At 50.4% G+C, this 18,323-nt stretch carries 15 protein-coding genes; 2 read left to right on the forward strand and 13 right to left on the reverse strand.

The window, feature by feature from the left end:
- Positions 1-33: 33 nt before the first annotated feature.
- The 4 genes from hemW to JKP77_RS06160 all read right to left on the reverse strand — a co-directional run bounded on the left by hemW (position 34) and on the right by JKP77_RS06160 (position 4,197).
- The gene (gene hemW / locus JKP77_RS06145; protein ID WP_218310325.1) at positions 34-1,173 is read right to left on the reverse strand and encodes a radical SAM family heme chaperone HemW; all 1,140 of its coding nucleotides are present in this window, start codon (positions 1,171-1,173) and stop codon (positions 34-36) included.
- The gene (rdgB, locus tag JKP77_RS06150) at positions 1,166-1,768 is read right to left on the reverse strand and encodes an RdgB/HAM1 family non-canonical purine NTP pyrophosphatase (protein WP_218310326.1); all 603 of its coding nucleotides are present in this window, start codon (positions 1,766-1,768) and stop codon (positions 1,166-1,168) included. Before rdgB ends, hemW begins: the two co-directional genes overlap by 8 nt.
- Positions 1,769-1,776: 8 nt before the next feature.
- Positions 1,777-2,985 (reverse strand): ATP-dependent RNA helicase SrmB, encoded by a 1,209-nt coding sequence (gene srmB, locus JKP77_RS06155; protein WP_218310327.1) that lies wholly within the window; start codon positions 2,983-2,985, stop codon positions 1,777-1,779.
- Positions 2,986-3,072: 87 nt separating this feature from the next.
- Positions 3,073-4,197, reverse strand: a complete 1,125-nt coding sequence (locus tag JKP77_RS06160) for a tRNA nucleotidyltransferase/poly(A) polymerase-related protein (protein WP_218310328.1) — start codon at positions 4,195-4,197, stop codon at positions 3,073-3,075.
- A 217-nt stretch (positions 4,198-4,414) separates the two neighbouring features.
- Between JKP77_RS06160 and JKP77_RS06165 the strand changes: the two genes are divergently transcribed.
- Together JKP77_RS06165 and JKP77_RS06170 are read left to right on the forward strand one after the other, a co-directional pair.
- Positions 4,415-5,326, forward strand: coding sequence for an ExeA family protein (locus JKP77_RS06165; RefSeq protein ID WP_218310329.1), 912 nt, complete (start codon positions 4,415-4,417; stop codon positions 5,324-5,326).
- Entirely contained in the window at positions 5,319-6,464 is a 1,146-nt protein-coding gene (locus JKP77_RS06170) for a general secretion pathway protein GspB (RefSeq protein ID WP_218310330.1), read from the forward strand. Before JKP77_RS06165 ends, JKP77_RS06170 begins: the two co-directional genes overlap by 8 nt.
- A 122-nt stretch (positions 6,465-6,586) precedes the next feature.
- On the opposite strand, the gene JKP77_RS06175 is transcribed toward JKP77_RS06170, so the two are convergent.
- The 9 genes from JKP77_RS06175 to JKP77_RS06215 all read right to left on the reverse strand — a co-directional run bounded on the left by JKP77_RS06175 (position 6,587) and on the right by JKP77_RS06215 (position 17,931).
- Positions 6,587-7,771, reverse strand: coding sequence for a cyclic di-GMP phosphodiesterase (locus JKP77_RS06175; protein WP_218310331.1), 1,185 nt, complete (start codon positions 7,769-7,771; stop codon positions 6,587-6,589).
- A gap of 448 nt (positions 7,772-8,219) precedes the next feature.
- Complete coding sequence (leuD, locus tag JKP77_RS06180; RefSeq protein WP_218310332.1) at positions 8,220-8,831, reverse strand: 3-isopropylmalate dehydratase small subunit; 612 nt, start codon at positions 8,829-8,831, stop codon at positions 8,220-8,222.
- Positions 8,832-8,840: 9 nt separating this feature from the next.
- On the reverse strand, positions 8,841-10,235 hold the full coding sequence (gene leuC, locus JKP77_RS06185; protein WP_218310333.1) for a 3-isopropylmalate dehydratase large subunit: 1,395 nt from the start codon (positions 10,233-10,235) through the stop codon (positions 8,841-8,843).
- A gap of 6 nt (positions 10,236-10,241) precedes the next feature.
- Complete coding sequence (leuB, locus tag JKP77_RS06190) at positions 10,242-11,339, reverse strand: 3-isopropylmalate dehydrogenase (protein ID WP_218310334.1); 1,098 nt, start codon at positions 11,337-11,339, stop codon at positions 10,242-10,244.
- Complete coding sequence (gene leuA / locus JKP77_RS06195) at positions 11,340-12,899, reverse strand: 2-isopropylmalate synthase (RefSeq protein ID WP_218310335.1); 1,560 nt, start codon at positions 12,897-12,899, stop codon at positions 11,340-11,342. It abuts the gene before it with no gap.
- A 321-nt stretch (positions 12,900-13,220) separates the two neighbouring features.
- Positions 13,221-13,949 (reverse strand): 3-keto-alpha-glucoside-1,2-lyase-like domain-containing protein, encoded by a 729-nt coding sequence (locus tag JKP77_RS06200; RefSeq protein WP_218310336.1) that lies wholly within the window; start codon positions 13,947-13,949, stop codon positions 13,221-13,223.
- A 159-nt stretch (positions 13,950-14,108) separates the two neighbouring features.
- Positions 14,109-14,783 (reverse strand): hypothetical protein, encoded by a 675-nt coding sequence (locus tag JKP77_RS06205; protein WP_246601096.1) that lies wholly within the window; start codon positions 14,781-14,783, stop codon positions 14,109-14,111.
- Between the two features lie 161 nt (positions 14,784-14,944).
- On the reverse strand, positions 14,945-16,237 hold the full coding sequence (gene eno / locus JKP77_RS06210) for a phosphopyruvate hydratase (protein WP_218310337.1): 1,293 nt from the start codon (positions 16,235-16,237) through the stop codon (positions 14,945-14,947).
- A gap of 62 nt (positions 16,238-16,299) precedes the next feature.
- Positions 16,300-17,931, reverse strand: a complete 1,632-nt coding sequence (locus JKP77_RS06215) for a CTP synthase (protein ID WP_218310338.1) — start codon at positions 17,929-17,931, stop codon at positions 16,300-16,302.
- Positions 17,932-18,323 lie beyond the last annotated feature (392 nt).

The raw sequence follows: 18,323 nt of genomic DNA on the forward strand, positions 1-18,323 counted from the left end.
GCGGAAAAAGTTCGATGTCAGGGAAGGGGCTGCTTACACAAAACAGGTAAGCAGCGTATTCAGGTAACGCCGGCCTTTTGCAGTGACCTGCCAGTGGCTGTCAGAGATATCAAGCAGACCCTGTCTTTGGGCATCTTCGAGAGCACGCAATTCGTTGGATTGAAGCGGTACGCCAGTGAGCGCTTCAAAATCTGCGATGGGACACGGCTCAACCAGTCTGAAGCGGTTCATAAAGAATTCAAATGGCAGGTCTGCTGCCTGCACGAGGTTTTCTTTATCCATGTAGGGACGACTAAGTTCCATGTATCCCCTGGGGTGTTTTACTTTTACTGTGCGGGTAATTGAGCCGTCGCTCACGTCAGTGATTTTGCCGTGTGCCCCACAACCAATACCGAGATAATCTCCAAAGCGCCAGTAGTTCAGGTTGTGCTGACACTGATGGCCCGGTTTACTGTAGGCGGAAATTTCATACTGCTCAAATCCGGCACTGCTAAGGGTCTCGTGTCCCTGCTTTTGAATCTCCCAAAGAATGTCGTCATCGGGCAGCGTTGGTGGTTTTGAATAAAACGGCGTATTCGGCTCGATAGTGAGCTGATACCAGGACAAATGATAAGGCGACAGCGCTATGCCCTGGTCCAGGTCTGACATGGCGTTAGCAACCGTTTGCTGTGGAAGACCGTGCATCAGATCCAGGTTGAAGGTGGGCAGCCCGGCCTCGTGTGCCTGCTGTACTGCTTTTGTTGCTTGCGCATCGTCGTGTATGCGTCCCAACAATGACAGGTGCGCCGGCTGAAAGCTTTGCACGCCCACTGACAAGCGATTCACGCCAGCCTGACGAAAACCTCTGAAACGCCCGGATTCCACCGTGCCGGGGTTAGCTTCCATGGTAATTTCCGCATTTTCAGCAAGGTTTACGCGTTCCCGTATTCCTTTAATCAGGGCATGCATTGCCTCTTCACTGAACAGGCTTGGGGTACCACCGCCAATAAAAATGGTTTCTACCGGACGCTCGCCAATGCGTTTAGCATCTGTTGCCAAATCATCGAGTAAGTGGGAAACGTATTCTTTTTCCGGGATAGCTGACTTCAAACCGTGGGAGTTGAAATCGCAGTACGGGCATTTTTGCACGCACCAGGGAATATGCACATACAGGCTGAGCGGAGGATTACGCAAATGTCTGCCTCATCTGCGTCATTAATGTGGCCATGGCTTTTCCGCGATGACTGATATTGTTCTTTACTTCTTTATCGAGCTCAGCGGCAGTGCAGCCTTCAGACGGCACATAGAATACGGGATCATAACCAAAGCCGGCAGTCCCTGTCGGTGTGTCAGTAATGACACCGTGCCAGGCACCCTGGCTCATCAGGGGAACAGGGTCGTCGGCATGTCGCATCATGACAAGCGTACAGAAAAAATGCGCATCGCGGGCCTGTCCGTCAGGAATTGCCTTAAGCAGCTTGGCGATGTTATCGGAATCAGATGCGTTTTCTCCTGCGAAACGGGCAGAGTAAATACCCGGAGCGCCGCCAAGGGCTTTTACTACCAGTCCTGAATCATCGGCGATTGCCGGTAACCCGGTTTCTCTGGCGGCATTGCGGGCTTTGATGATGGCGTTTTCAACGAAGGTAGTCCCCGTTTCCGGTACATCGCTTACGCCAAGCGCTTTCTGACCCACCACATCGACACCGAACCCGGCAAACAGGGTTTCGAATTCCTTAAGCTTACCGGCGTTGCCGGTAGCGATTACCATTTTTTCAGGAAAAGCCATTTGCGCTCCTATTTCTTCTTACTTTTCGCTGCGCCTTTCTTCTTCACTTTTTTCTTTTTCGGCGCCCCTTTAGGGGTCTTGTGCTTCGGACGCAGTGAATCAATGACCCGGGGTTTCAATGGCTCATCCATATATCGGATGACCTTGCCAATCATGTCGATATCATGCGCCTCTACCAGCGAAATGGCGGTGCCTTTCGCGCCCGCACGACCGGTACGGCCAATGCGATGCACATAAATATCGGCTTTTCGGGGCATATCAAAGTTAATAACGTGGCTGACGTTGGGCACGTCAATGCCGCGTGCAGCTACATCCGTGGCCAGTAAAATTGGCACGTCGCCGGATTTAAAGCGGGCAAGTGCAGCGTTTCGTTTATCCTGCGGCATTTCTCCCTGCAGCCAGCAAACCGGAATATCCTGCGAGGCCAGCTTGTCTTTCAGGGCCTGCAGTCGGTCGCGGGTTTTCACAAACACAATGGCATTGGTGATTTGGTTCTGCAGAATGTGCAGTAGCAGCGCTTCTTTGTGCGCCATGTCATCAGCATGATGGTACCACTGATGGATCTTGTTCTTTTCTTTACGCGATGGCGTGGCTTCAACAATAGCGGGATCGTTAAGTAACTCTTTGGCAAACTGACGAACCCCGGCACCTTCAAGGGTGGCGGAAAACAACATGTTTTGTTTACGCCAGCGCGCTTCTGCGGCAATCTGATTCACAATACGCGAGAAGCCCATATCCAGCATTCGGTCTGCTTCGTCCAGAATCAAGGACTCAATGTCACGACAATCTGCCACTTCGTTCTGAATGTGTTCGAACAGACGTCCGGGGGTCGCCACCAGGATATCAAGGCCTTTGTCCAGCGTTTCTCTGTCGGTGCCGTAGTTGATCCCGCCGGTGATTACGCCGCATACCAAATCGGTATGTTTAGTGATGGCTACGGCTTGCTCATAAACCTGCACCGCCAGCTCGCGGGTTGGAGTAAGGATAAGCACCCGGGTAGCACCTGGTTTCTTTCTGGGATAGTCCAGAAGATACTGGCAGGCTGGCAATAAAAACGCCGCAGTTTTGCCGGTACCGGTGGGTGCAGAAGCAAGCACATCTCTGCCATCCATTGCCGCAGGCACTACCAGCGACTGAATTGACGTAGGCTCAGTAAAGCCCATGTCGGCAACGCCCTGACACAGGGCATCATCTAGTTCGAGTTCTTCGAAAGTCATAATTGATCAGCATATGCAAAATTGCGCGTATTGTAGCATCTGACCGGGGCCGAACAAGCGATACCGCAGTCGTTACGCAATTAGTTTTTACTTCTGTGTGGCGTCTTCAGAAGTGAGAACGTGATTCACTGCCTCACACCTGGCGTCGCGCACGGCGGCTTTAATGTCCGGGCCTTTCACACCTGTCTCGATAATGGCTTTCACATCAATCGTTCTGGCTTGTTCAAGTGCACTGAGCAGTATGTGATTTCGATGCTCCCAGCTTGCGATACCTCTGGCATTGGCGGTCACGGTAAAAACATCGAGTAACGCACTGAAGCGCTCGGGCTTTCGCCAGGCATCGGCAGCATCAAACATAGCGATAATGGTGGTGGCATCAAGCTGGCCGTCAATATGACAGGACAGGGTTGCCGCCAGCCTTGCCAGTGACGAGACGGCATTGGGCATTTTAAGGCGCGCTGCGAGTGACTTTACGGCGTCTTCGGTTAGGCCGGTACAAAGCGTGGAAAAACGGTTTTCTAACGGCATTCCCGATGTGGCACTTTTAGTCAGGGCGTCATAAGCCGGATCGGGAGGCGAGGGCAGTTCACAGAACCACTCTTCAAACGCCTGACATTGTGACAGCACCGTAAAATACACAGCGGGAGAACGCTCCATCAGGCTGCGCGCCGTTTCCTGCCAAACCCGTTCTGGCGTGAGTGTCGCCAGCTCGCCGGAGGACGCCATACTGCGCATCAGCTCAAGCGTGTCCTCAGCGATGGTAAAGCCAAGATAGTGATAGCGGGTGGCAAATCGTGCTACCCGGAAAACCCGCAGCGGATCTTCAGAAAACGCGGCGGAAACATGACGCAATATCTTGTTTTCCAGATCCTGTTTACCGTTGTAGGGATCGAAAAGCCTGCCATCCTGATCGCGGGCTATGGCATTCACGGTAAGGTCGCGGCGCTGAAGATCCTGCTCCAGCGTGACCGATGCGGATGCATCACACACAAAACCGGTATATCCCTGTCCGGCTTTGCGCTCTGTTCTGGCCAGTGCGTATTCTTCTTTCGTTTTTGGATGTAAGAAAACCGGGAAGTCTTTGCCTACCTGCGTATATCCGGCATCAAGCATTTGCTGTGGGGTTGCACCCACGACAACCCAGTCGCGTTCCGTTACTTTTCTACCAAGAAGTTCGTCGCGAACCGCGCCACCGACCAGATACGTTTTCATGCCTCTCCCGGGAAATTTGCTGCGCAATGAAAAAACTGCTTTGTATTATACGCAAGATAGCAGGGAAGACATCCGCGATATGATGAGGCTGTTTGGACAGGAGAAGCTGGTTGATAGAATTAACCTCTGAATTAACGGCAAAGCCTCAGGCATGTTTTGACTTCTGGTTACGCTCTGGTAGTTTAATCGCGTCACTCAATTTATCCGTTAATGTGGAATGTATCTGAACTATTTCGGGCTGAACGATAATCCGTTTTCAATAGCCCCCAATCCCGACTATTTGTACATGAGTCCGCGCCATAAAGAAGCGTTGGCACATCTGACATTCGGGCTAAGAGAAAGTGGTGGTTTTGTCATGCTTACCGGCGAGGTGGGAACCGGTAAAACTACCGTGTCCAGAAAGCTGTTGCAGCAGCTGCCTGATAATACGCAGGTAGCCATGATTTTAAACCCCACGTTGTCTGCACTGGAATTGCTGGCTACCGTGTGCGACGAACTGGGTATTCAGTATGACGCGGATAAGGCCAGTCTGAAGTATTTCACTGACTGCATTTTGTCCAAACTGGCCGATAATCATCAGGCCGGAATGAACACTGTGCTGATGGTCGATGAAGCGCAGCACCTGATGCCGGAAGTTCTCGAGCAGTTGCGGTTGCTGACCAACCTGGAAACCAACCGGGAAAAGTTATTAAAAGTGGTACTGATAGGTCAGCCGGAATTACAACAACTGTTGAAACGTAATGAGCTCAGGCAGTTAGCCCAGCGGATAACGGCGCGCTATCACTTATTGCCCTTAACATCACCCGAAGTCAGCGCCTATATTGCGCACCGGTTGTCGGTGGCAAATGGCGATATCAGCATTTTCAGTAAGGGAACCCTGCGCGCGGTACACCAGATAACCGGCGGCATTCCACGGGTCATTAACCTGCTTTGCGACCGGGCTCTGACGTTGTCGTTCACCAAACAACATGCTGTTGTTAAAAAGCCAATATTTCTGGCCGCCGCCGAGCAGATCCTGGGTGAAGATGTGGTCAGTCAGCGAATTCAGAGCCAGCGCAAACTCGGCTATGCACTGACGTTTTTCATCGCTATTGTTATCGGTTTTCTCGCCGGGAGGTGGTATGTCTAACCTGGTAGCCATATCGGATGTTACACCGGGAATGGTGATTGTGCGGATCACGCAACAAAACGGACCGGTGAAAATACGTAAGTCGGGCCTGGTGTCCAGCGATGCAATGATTCAGGGGCTCTCAGAAATGGGGGTTCAGGAAGTCGAAATCGATCCTGCCCAGACGGTAGAGATTGCGCCTGAAACCGCACCGCAGCGTCATGCAAAAACACAAACTCAGGCGCTCTTGCGAGGCGATCACGATACCAGTGCAAAGTTTGATCATGCACTTTCCGATCAGTTTAATCGCAGCCTGTTCCTGCCCACCGTACAGGGCTTACCCTCATTGTGGAAAGTCTATACCCGACAGGTACTGACGTTCGCTGTGCTGCTGTTTGGCGGAGCGGCAATTGGATTTACTGCGGCAACACACACCTTGTGGTGGCCGACAGTGGCCGCAATCTTTACCACACCCCAAAGTTCACCGCCGAATCAGGAAGTGGCTGCGCAACCCGCGCCGACAACAACTGATACTGTACAATCTGATACCGGCAACGCTGCGTCGACACCTAGCGAAGCGGTAGCGAAGATCAGTGAGTCAGACAAGGAGCCTGCAGCATCGCAGACCGATACAGCATCTGCGGCGGTGCCATCTCAGTCAACGGACTCGGTCGATATGCCGCGCAATGCCAACGAGGTGCCGCGCAACGAGAAATCGGAGGTGGCGACGACAACCCAAGGCAACGCCAATGCTGCTGAATCTGAAGAAGAGGGTACAGTACTCAACGAGCGTCCCGATAGTGGCAAAGTGTCTGTTTCTCCGGAGCTGATGGCACGGTTTAATGCGGCTGTGGAGGCCATGGATAAACAGGCAACCGATCCTGAGCCGGACCCACAAACCAGAGTCACCGTTCGAAATGACTTGCCCCGCGTCGACCAGCTTCCTGTCAGGCTGCTTACCCGACTGCCCACCATGAATTTTTCTGCCCACATGTATGCTTCGCGCTCCAGTGACAGATGGGTACGGGTAAACGGTATCCAGCTAGGTGAAGGAGACTGGATTGATGATCGGGTGCAAATCGTCAATATTGAAGCGCAGCAGGTGATCCTGGCTTTTGAAGATGAGCTCTTTACGATGGCCGCGCTGACTGACTGGTAACAAACAGCCCGGAAGTTTCCGGGCAATAAACTGTGCTGCGGCAAAGACAAAAAGCGCAGCGGCGTTAGCGCTGCGCGCTATTTTTTTATTTCCCAAGCCGCCGCGACACGGGATGCGCTCTCTTACGGAACCTGGTGTATAAACACTTCGCGGAAAAATTTCGGCAGGTCGATACCAAAGTCATCCGGGCGGACGCCTGAAACCACTTCATCGTCGGATTTACTCAAATCAAGACGTTTTATTTCATTATAGTGGCCGGAATTGGTGCTGTAGAATGTCATGACAATCGGACTTAGCAAATCCGTTTTTCCCGCCTGACTCACAATACCGAGTTTTCCGCTTTTCAACCGAACCAGTGAGCCGACCGGATGGACGCCAACACACTGAACGAACTGATTCACCAGTTCCTGATCCAGTGATGATTGTTTCACCAAACGTTTCAGCGCGGCCGCCGGTGCCACAGACTCCTGATGGGGACGCTTTGAAATCATAGCGTCATAGGAATCAATAATGGCGGCCATTTTTGCAAACAGAGAGATCTCGTCGTTCTGCAGGGCTTTCGGATAACCACTGCCATCATTTCTTTCATGGTGCTGAGCAATAATGTTTAGCGCCAGATCAGAGATATCTCCGCATTGCTCAACCAGCTCAACGCCGATATCCACATGGGTTTTTATCAGTTCCCAGTCGCTTTTCGACAATGATTGCGTGCTGTAACGGAGCTCTTCCGGAATCGACGACATGCCGACATCCATCAACAGTGCGCCCAGACAAGCTTGCTCAATGGTCTCGCGATCATAACCTAAGTGGCTGGCAAACATGCTCATTAAAATGCTGCAATTAATTGAGTGTTCCAGCAGGTAGCTGTCGGTATCTTTAATCATGGTCAGGCAGGACAACGCGTCCTGATTGTCAAACACGCTGTCGATAATGCTCTGAGATAAATCAACAACCGGGGTAAGGTCGCGACCCGCACCAGATTTCAACCCATTGATAAATGTGCCCTGGATGGACATAGCCTGCGTGTATAAATCATTCGCCTTGTTGAGTGCTTCAGAATGGCTCAGTTTGGTGTCTTTCTTTCTCGCCGGCTTTTCCGGTTCAGCACCGGTGTTTTGCGTGGTTGGAGAAGTGGATTTGTCAGTATCAATCTCAACGACCAGGATCCCTTTCGTTTTTAATGCATCGATAGCACTTTGCGTCTTTACCAGACCTTTTGAGCGCATCCGCAACGAACCTGATTGCTCGACAACCTGATTCACAAACATACCAGGCTGTAATTCATCAATAGCGATGTGCTTTAGCATTAAAACTCCTGTTGGCGATTAAAAAGTGTAGCAGAGTTATTCATTCACAACTTACGAATGTTTATTGTAATCGGTTTTCGCGACGTGCGCATAGTAGCAGGCTGATTAAAGCGAAAAAGACGACGTTAGTCGCAATTTTTCGCGATAACCCCGCTCTGTGCCGAAGGTGAACGGGGTAGGACAATGTCAAACGGGGCTCGGCAAGGCGAAGTGTCAGCATGTCTGTTTGATAGGAAATACAGAACAACGTGAAGCGGAAGGCGACACCAATGTGAAGGTTTTTATCAAAAGCGCATGAGTGACAGGATTTTTAAATGGAGCGTTAGTGGCGGGTCGCCGGAGCGCTCGGGGATTGGCGCAATCGAATGATTAAAAACCAGCATGGCCGGGCCTGTAGCCCGGTCATACTGCTTATAGACGGGTCAGGCCCAGGCGTTAGGCTCAGGCGCTAGGCCCAAGCTGGTTGTTTCGCCTCAAAAGCTTCGATTTGCGGTGTGAGTTCAAGTGTTTGACCAATCGCATCCAAGCCCTTAATCAGATTCGTTTTATGGTGCTCTGCGATATCAAAGGTAAACACCTGCTCACCTGCGCGAACCTGCTGATTAGGCAAATCTACGACAATAGTTGTCGACGGATCCTGTTTCACTGCGGCGAAGAGTTTATCCATGTCAGATGATGGCAATGCCACGGGAAGCAGTTGGTTATTGATGCAGTTACCATAAAAAATGTCAGCAAAACTGGTAGCGATAACTGTCATAAAGCCGAAATCGGCCAGCGCCCACGGCGCATGTTCGCGACTGGAGCCACAGCCAAAATTTTCCCTGGTTAGCAGAACGCTGGCACCCTGATATTCGGGTTTATTTAATACAAATTCCGGGTTAGGTTCTTTTTCTTCCAGGTCCAGGTAACGCCAGTCATGAAACAGGTGTTTGCCGAAACCCGCGCGACTCACACTGGTCAAAAACTGTTTTGGAATAATCTGATCAGTATCGACGTTAGCCTGGTCCAGTGGACATGCCGTACCACTGTGCACTGTGAAGCCTTGTTTATTTTCACTCATGCTGTTCTCCTACAATTCTCTGACGTCGGCAAAATGCCCTTTGATGGCGGCAGCAGCGGCCATCGCCGGACTTACAAGGTGCGTGCGCGCGCCCCGTCCCTGTCGTCCTTCAAAGTTGCGGTTGCTGGTGGAAGCGCAGCGATCGCCTGCGGTAAGGATGTCGTCATTCATTCCTAAGCACATAGAACAGCCCGGTAAGCGCCATTCAAAGCCGGCACTAATGAAGATTTCGTCCAGCCCCTCGGCTTCCGCCTGACGCTTAACTGCCGCTGAGCCCGGCACAACCATGGCCGTTACATTGCTGGCAACTTTGCCTTTAGCGGCAATGACCGCTGCAGCGCGCAAGTCCTCAATGCGACTGTTGGTACAAGAGCCAATAAATACGTGGCTAACCGGCACATCAGATAACCGTTCTCCGGCTTTCAGACCCATGTAAGCGAGCGCTTTTTTCGCACTTTCGATTTCGATAGGATCGCTGAAATCCTGCGGGCCCGGGACCGGCGCGTTCACACCAATTACCTGACCCGGGTTGGTTCCCCAGGTAACCTGCGGAGCAATGTCCTGCGCGTCCAATTCCACTACGGTATCAAACGTGGCATCGCTGTCGCTGTAGAGGGTTTTCCAATAGGCAACGGCATCATCCCAGTCATCGCCCTTTGGCGCGAACTCTCGGCCCTCAAGATAGCTGAACGTGGTGTCATCAGGGGCAATCATGCCGGCTTTGGCACCTGCTTCAATACTCATGTTGCAAATGGTCATGCGCTCTTCCATGGACAGCGAACGAATGGCGTCACCGGCATATTCAATCACATGGCCGGTGGCACCGGCATGACCTATCTCACCGATAATGGCAAGAATGATGTCTTTGGCAGTAATACCGACAGGCAACTCACCATTTACATTGATTAACATGCTTTTCGCACGACTCTGCTTCAGGGTTTGCGTGGCAAGCACGTGCTCGACCTGAGAGGTACCTATACCAAACGCCAGCGCACCGAATGCGCCGTGGGTGGCAGTGTGAGAGTCGCCGCAAACAATGGTCATTCCCGGCTGCACTAACCCAAGCTCAGGTCCCATGACGTGCACAATGCCTTGTTTCTGGTGCCCTACCGGGTATAACTGGATCCCGTTTTTTTCGCAGTTATCCGCGAGCGTCTTTAACTGTAAGGCGTTTTGCGGGCCACACGCATCCAGTGCCAGCGAACGGGTAGAAATACTGTGATCCATAGTGGCAAAGGTGCGATCAGGACGGCGCACTTTGCGTCCTTTTTCTTCTAATCCGGCAAAAGCCTGAGGCGAGGTCACTTCGTGGATAAGATGACGATCAATGTAAATTAAGCTGTCGTCACCGATCTGGTCTACGATGTGGGCCTGCCACACTTTTTCATATAAGGTCTTGGCCATTGCGTTTTACTCCTGAGCCAGTAATTGTCTGACAACTTCATCACCTACCTGTGAGGTGCTTGCTGCATTATCGCGTTTAGAGGAAGGCAATAATTCCCCCGTTAGCACACCAGCTTCAAGTGTTGCTACCACCGCTTTCTCGATGGCATCGGCAGCATCCTGCAGGTTCAGACTGAAACGCAGCATCATTGCTGCTGATAAAATTTGTGCAATCGGATTGGCAATGCCTTGTCCGGCAATATCCGGTGCACTGCCGCCGGCGGGTTCGTAAAGCCCGAAGCCATCTTCGTTCATACTGGCCGAGGGTAACAGGCCCATAGAACCGGTCATCATGGCACATTCATCAGATACGATATCGCCAAACAGGTTTGAGCAAAGCATGACATCAAACTGCGCCGGGTTTTTCATAATTTGCATGGTCGCGTTATCAATATAGATATGCTCAAGCTCAACGTCCGGGAAGTCTTTGGCGACTTCTTCGGTGATTTCCCGCCACAAGCGACTGGTAACCAGTACATTGGCTTTATCCACCGAAGTCACTTTTTTGCGTCGTTTTTGCGCCGCCTCAAACGCAGACACGGCGATGCGACGAATTTCACGCTTGGAGTAGCGCATGGTGTCAAACGCATATTCCTCTTCGCCGTCGCCGTTACGGCCTTTGGGCTGGCCAAAGTAAATGCCGCTGGTGAGTTCTCTGACAACCAGCACATCAACACCGCTGGAGGCGATGTCTTCACGAAGCGGAGACAGTGCCTCAAGACCCGGGTAAATACGGGCGGGTCGGAGGTTACTGAATAAGTCGAAATGACTGCGTAAGGTTAACAGAGCGGCGCGCTCGGGGCGCTGCTCCAATGGCAAGGTATCCCATTTCGGGCCGCCAATAGAACCGAACAGAATGGCATCGGCAGCTTCACAGCCCGCCAGGGTTTTAGGAGGCAGTGCCTCACCTTCGGTGTCGATGGCGTAACCGCCGACAGGGAAGGCATGTCGGGCCAGAGTGACGTTAAATTTTGTCTCGATGGTGTCTAATACTTTATTGGCTTCCTGCATGACTTCAGGACCAATGCCATCACCTGCTAATACTGCAATGGAAAACTGGCTCATTTATACTCCTGCAACTCGTTCTTGTTGGTTCTTCTGAAGATCTATCTGATCGGCTAAATAGGTATTGTTTAAAACGAAAATCAACGCTTTGACACCCGCCTCGACGATGTCGGTGGCAAGGCCAATGCCGTGGAACCGGCGATCCTTGTATTCGGCTATGACACTGACCTGAGCCAGTGCGTCAGCGCCTTCGCCCTTCGAGTCCAGCTTGAAGTCGACCACTTCGACACCTTCTAACTGACTCATCTCCATTATCGCTTTATAGGCGGCGTCTACCGGACCATTTCCGATTGCCGCTTTGGTAACCGATTGTTCACCGATTTTCATACGCACTGTCGCGCTGGGCACGATTTCACGGCCCGAATTTGCCTGTAGGTATTCAAGTTTGTAATACGCCTGCTCGTGTTTTTGTTTATCGAAAAACAGCAGCGCTTCCAGGTCGTAGTCGTACACCTGACCTTTTTTATCAGCCAGCTCAAGAAAGGCGGTGTACACCGCTTCCAAATCGTAATCTTCTACTTTGTAGCCCAGCTCAGTCAGACGATGTTTTATTACATGTCGACCCGAACGCGAGGTCATATTCAGGTTGTTTTTGTTAATTCCTACACTTTCCGGCGTCATGATTTCGTAGGTATTCTGCGCCTTCAATACGCCGTCCTGGTGAATACCTGAAGAGTGGCTGAACGCGTTTGCGCCGACAATGGCTTTGTTAGACTGCACGGGCATATTACATAACTGACTAACCAGCTTTGAGGTGCGGTGAATTTCGGTAGAGTTGATATTGGTTTCCAGCCCCAGCATTTCTTTGCGGGTTTGCAAGATCATGGCAATTTCTTCTAATGAGGCATTGCCCGCACGCTCGCCAATACCGTTGATGGTGCATTCTACCTGACGAGCGCCGTTTTCAACCGCCGCCAGTGAGTTGGCAACCGCGAGGCCTAAATCGTTATGGCAGTGTACAGAGATAGTCGCCTTATCAATATTGGGGACGCGGTTAAACAACTGGCCGATGATACCGCCAAATTCGGTGGGGGTAGTGTAGCCTACCGTGTCAGGAATATTGACAGTCGTAGCGCCGGCTTTTATCACCGCCTCGACCATACGACATAAATAATCGATGTGCGTACGGCCGGCATCTTCGCAGGAAAACTCGATATCACTGGTGTAGCGGCCTGCGTGTTTCACCGCGGCAATTGCCATATCTACGACATCATCCTGCGACTTACGTAGTTTTGCCCCAACGTGGATGTCTGAGGTAGCGATAAAGGTATGAATGCGGAAGTGATCGGCGACTTTCAGAGACTCGCCACAGGCATCAATGTCAGCTTTCAGCGCGCGGGACAAGCCGCATACGGTGGAGTTTTTTACTTCTCTGGCAATCATCTGCACTGAGCGGAAGTCGCCCGGTGAAGACACCGGAAATCCGGCTTCGATGATGTCTACGCCTAATCTTTCAAGCGCCAGCGCGATCTGGAGTTTTTCTTTGGCACTCAGACTGGCAGCCAGCGCCTGTTCGCCGTCTCGTAAAGTAGTATCAAAGATTTTTACCTGATTCGTCATGGCTTGCTCTCTTTTTAGTTAAAAAAAAACCCGTGCGAGGCACGGGTTTTGGCTGTTCGTTGCTGGATGCAATCTACCCGTGCAGTCTTGCTGCCATTAGGAGTAGAAGAGATAGAAACAGATGTTGATTCATTTGACTCGTGTTTCGTTGCGTCCAGTTGATAGCGGTCAATGTAACGGGGTAGTGCGCAGAGGTCAACCATTGTTTACAATGTTCGATATAACAAAAGATTATATCTTTGACTGAGGGCTTGAATTTATTAAATGCCTGTGTTTACGCGAACGTAAAGGTGAGCTGCCCGATTGGGCAGCAATGCCTAGTTATACTTTCTTTCTTCTTCTCAATGCGATGCCGCCCAGAGCCGCCATCATCAAACCAATAGTTGCAGGTGCGTTAACTTCAGCTGTCCCGTATACCAAGTTGTCATATCTTACGGAGTAGCCTGCACCATCATTAAATGCATTCAGAATGACTTCACCAAAATATTGAGTATCACCGTTATCATAAGAATGAACCAGATTGCCATTGATGTAATATTCGGTTGTCGTGCCGTTCAGAGAGAACATCAGAGTGTTCCAGTCATCAACGTTTACTATATTTTGGGCTGTGCTAGTCCAGCCAGTATTATCCCAAGCCTCAAAATTACCATTTGATGCCACTGTCAGATCCGGGACCTGAAACTCAAGGATTGGGTAACCGTCGATACTGTCTGTGCTGTCGTATGACACTCCCCACAAGCCGCCAAAGCGAAGCGCATCTGTCCATGAACCATCCACAAACATGTCAATTGACAACATCGTAGATTGACCAATATCGAGCTTCATACCCTGAGTATGGTAAAAGGAGCCCTGATCCAGGCAGGCACTATCATCTTCAACGCTTAGTACCAATTCATTATTAGAAACTTCAAAACTATCTGGAGCACATCTATCTGTCTCCCATGACGAGAGATCTGTGCCATTATCGAAGGTGTTAGTGACGATAGCTGCGTTCGCTACGTTAGTTGAGGCTATTGTTATTAGAATTGCAGTTAAACTGGTTAATTTCATATCATTTTCCTTGATTAAATAATCATTAGACATGAAGCATTTATCATTCCAAAGTATAAATTTTATAAAAATCAGCTAGATAGATTTTTGTTGTAAATTTTTTGTAAAGAAATTGGACACTAAGTGCTGGCTGAATTGTTTAGATGCTTTGAGTTGTAGCTATTTTATGTTTGAAAGACGGTAAGTCTTCCAATCAATATTACCAGACAACAACATCTCTCTTAGTGACAACGAACGCGGAGTCGATTTCCCTTTGTGATTCCAGGTATGACCGCAACAGGCCGCAGTCATTGTGGTTTTGGTAGGGCGCAGAAGCATAGTTTGAATAAGGGGAGCATCAGTGGCTGTATCCGGCTCGCCGCTGAATGCGAACCAGCCGTGTTTGTTCAGGTGAAGTTTGTGCTCATGGCTTGCTACCCGATCAATGGAATCGAGCTCGATATGCTGGCTTTCCATAGATACCACTTTGACTGGCACCACTAAACCATGTTGAGCGTGCTTTCTAAACCAGTCTGAGGTTTTATCGACATCATTATTGTTGCCCGGACACTTTGTTGCTTGTTTTCCCTGCCAGCTGGCGTTGTGACTATCTACCGCTATGGGGGCGTCGTTATTGGCAAGGAAATAGGCGGCGCGTTTGACGTGGTGAGACAGGCCGCTTAACCGACGGCGTAAAAGCTGAATTTGCGCTGGCCCCTGGATCGCAAGCTGTTGTAGCTCTCGCTCATATAAGGCATTACACAGTTCAGCAAAATGCGGATGCGCAGACATCTGCGAGCTGCTGAGCTCAAAAAAGTCAGTCTGACTGGACGGATTGTCAGTGCCTGATGTCATGGCGTGCAAATAAAAACCAACAATAAGAATAAGGTATCAATAAAATGGGGCGATAGCCAAACCTATCGCCCCATTACAGTTGGTATACGTGCTGACGCTGTCGGGGGATTACTACTGCGGACTATGGAGTCCGGCAAATCACCCGAAGGTACTATTGTCAGTTACTGACCTTTGATCTCGCTGCGGCCACGATACGCTGCCTTGCCACCCAGCGCTTCTTCAATGCGAAGCAGTTGGTTGTATTTGGCAACACGGTCTGAGCGGCACAATGAACCTGTTTTGATTTGGCCCGCTGCAGTGCCTACGGCTAAGTCGGCAATGGTCGCATCTTCTGTCTCGCCTGAGCGGTGAGAGATAACTGCTGTAAAGCCGGCATCTTTCGCCATCTTGATAGCATTTAACGTTTCGGTCAGTGAGCCGATTTGGTTAAACTTGATCAGGATTGAGTTACCGATACCGTTCTCGATACCGCGAGTCAGAATTTTAGTATTGGTTACGAACAGGTCATCACCCACTAACTGGACTTTGTCACCAATTTTCTTGGTCAGGCTTGCCCAGCCATCCCAGTCGCTTTCGTCCAGACCATCTTCAATAGACACGATAGGGTATTGCTCTGCCAGTTCCGCCAGGTAATCACCAAAGGCTTCAGAATCGAAGCTCTTGTCTTCGCCAGACAATACATATTTACCGTCTTTGTAGAACTCAGATGCCGCGCAATCCAGTGCCAGCGTAATGTCTTCATTCATTTTGTAGCCAGCGTTCTGAACGGCTTCAACAATAACGGCCAGTGCTTCGGCGTTAGAGCTAAGGTTTGGCGCAAAGCCACCTTCGTCGCCTACCGCAGTGTTCAGTCCTTTGGCTGACAACACTTTTTTCAGGCTGTGGAAGATTTCTGCACCCATGCGTAGCGCTTCTTTAAAGCTGGCTGCGCCAACAGGTTGCACCATGAACTCCTGAATATCGACGTTGTTATCGGCGTGCTCACCACCATTGATGATGTTCATCATCGGAACCGGCATAGAGTACTGCCCCGGCGTACCGTTCAGGTCAGCAATGTGCTCATACAGCGCCACACCTTTTTCAGCCGCTGCGGCTTTGGCTACCGCCAGAGAAACCGCCAGAATCGCATTTGCGCCCAGCTTCTCTTTATTTTCGGTACCGTCAAGTTCCAGCATAGCGTTGTCGATATCTTGTTGCGCCAGTGGATCTTTACCCACAAGCGCCGGTGCGATCACATCGTTCACTGCAGCAACCGCCTTGGTTACGCCTTTGCCCAGGTAACGGGATTTGTCACCGTCACGCAGTTCTAATGCTTCGCGAGAACCGGTGGAAGCACCAGAAGGTGCAGCAGCGCGGCCCATTACACCAGATTCCAGAATAACGTCGGCCTCTACTGTGGGGTTACCACGAGAATCCAGGATTTCGCGTCCGATAATGCGACTAATTTTCGCCATGTTATTTCCTCAACAATTGATGGGGAACACCACGGGAGGAAGTGTTCCCTTATTTTTAAAAATCAGTGATTTTCTTTTTGATACTTGCCGGCAGCAGCTACGAAGCCAGTGAATAATTTGTGCCCGTCACGAGGGGTTGAATTAAATTCAGGGTGGAACTGACCTGCGACAAACCATGGATGGTCGGGGATTTCGATGACTTCGACAAGTCGTTTATCAGTGGACAAACCACTTACTTTCAATCCGGCAGCTTCTATTTGGTCGCGCAGGTTATTGTTTACCTCATAGCGGTGACGGTGACGTTCGTAAATCTCGTCGCTACCATAAAGATCATGCACTTTGGTACCAGGGATCAAGTGACAAAGCTGGCTACCCAGACGCATTGTGCCGCCCAGATCAGAAGACTCATCACGTTGCTCTTTCGTACCGGCGGCATCCAGCCACTCGGTGATCAAGCCGACAACCGGATATGGCGTGTCAGGGTTGAACTCGGTGCTGTTAGCGCCTTCCATGCCGGCAACATTACGCGCAAACTCGATAAGCGCAACCTGCATACCCAGACAAATGCCAAGATAAGGCACCTTGTTTTCACGCGCATAACGTGCCGCGGCAATCTTGCCCTCGATACCACGCTCGCCGAACCCGCCGGGAACCAGAATGGCATCCAGATGCTCAAGGATTTGGGTTCCTTTGCTTTCGATATCCTGCGAGTCGATGTAATTGATGTTTACGGTCAGGCGATTTTTTAAACCTGCATGTTTCAGGGCTTCGTTAACCGACTTATACGCATCCGGCAACTCGACGTACTTACCCACCATACCGATATTCACCTCGGCTGTCGGATTCGACTCGGCATAAAGTACCTGTTCCCATTCGGTTAGGTCTGCTTCTTTGCAGTCCAGACCAAAGCGGTCAACAACCAGTTGATCCATACCCTGTGCTTTCAGCGCTGCCGGTATACGGTAAATGCTATCAACGTCTTTCAGAGAAATTACGGCTTTCTCTGCTACATTGGTGAAAAGTGCAATTTTTGAACGCTCAGTCGCAGGCAGTGAACCCACAGAGCGGCACACCAGAATGTCTGGCTGAATACCAATTGAACGCAGTTCTTTTACCGAATGCTGAGTTGGTTTGGTTTTTACTTCGCCAGAGGCGGGCATGTAAGGCACCAGTGTCAGGTGCATATACATGGCGCGCTCGCGGCCAATTTCAGTTCCTAACTGACGGATGGCTTCCAGGAACGGTTGTGACTCGATGTCACCCACAGTGCCGCCGATTTCTACGATAGCCACATCGTGACCTTCGGCACCTTCAATAACCCGACGCTTAATTTCATTGGTAATATGGGGAATGACCTGGATAGTTGCACCCAGGTAGTCGCCTCGACGCTCACGCTTCAACACTTCTTCATACACCCGTCCTGTGGTGAAGTTGTTGCGCTTAGTCATGCGGGTACGAATGAAACGCTCGTAGTGACCTAAGTCAAGATCGGTTTCAGCACCGTCGTCTGTCACAAATACTTCACCATGCTGGATTGGGCTCATAGTACCCGGGTCGACGTTGATGTAAGGGTCGAGTTTTAACATGGTAACGGTGAGACCACGCGCTTCAAGAATTGCCGCTAATGAAGCTGCAGCAATACCTTTACCTAGCGATGATACGACACCACCGGTGACGAAAATATAATTTGTCATGCGAAACCTAAGGCGTTGGGTTGTAAGGATAATGTGTTGTTCCGGACCAGAGCAGCCGGTCACACTTGGACGGCGCAATAGTATACCTAAAGAGTAGTATGCAAACAATCAGTTTGCTTTTATGGTGCGAAAAACTTTTCCGGGTTGAAAGACGAGACAATATCTGGCCTGTGAAAGTGTTTATCAATCAGGTAGCTGGCAATTATCATGGCCGTAAAGGCACAGAAACGGGTTTTGCGGGTATTAGTTTTGCAGTTTTAGTGGGGAAGCGGTCAGAAAGTGCGTGTTTTTCTAAGTTGGTGATGGTTTCGTAACCAATAACATTGCTGTCTGCCACTCAGGTGAATCGATTAAGACGTAGTGAGAGCGGTAGAAAAAGCGGGCAAAAAGTA

This window comes from Alteromonas antoniana (genome assembly GCF_019249295.1).
In the GTDB taxonomy this organism is placed as follows: Bacteria; Pseudomonadota; Gammaproteobacteria; order Enterobacterales; family Alteromonadaceae; genus Alteromonas; species Alteromonas antoniana.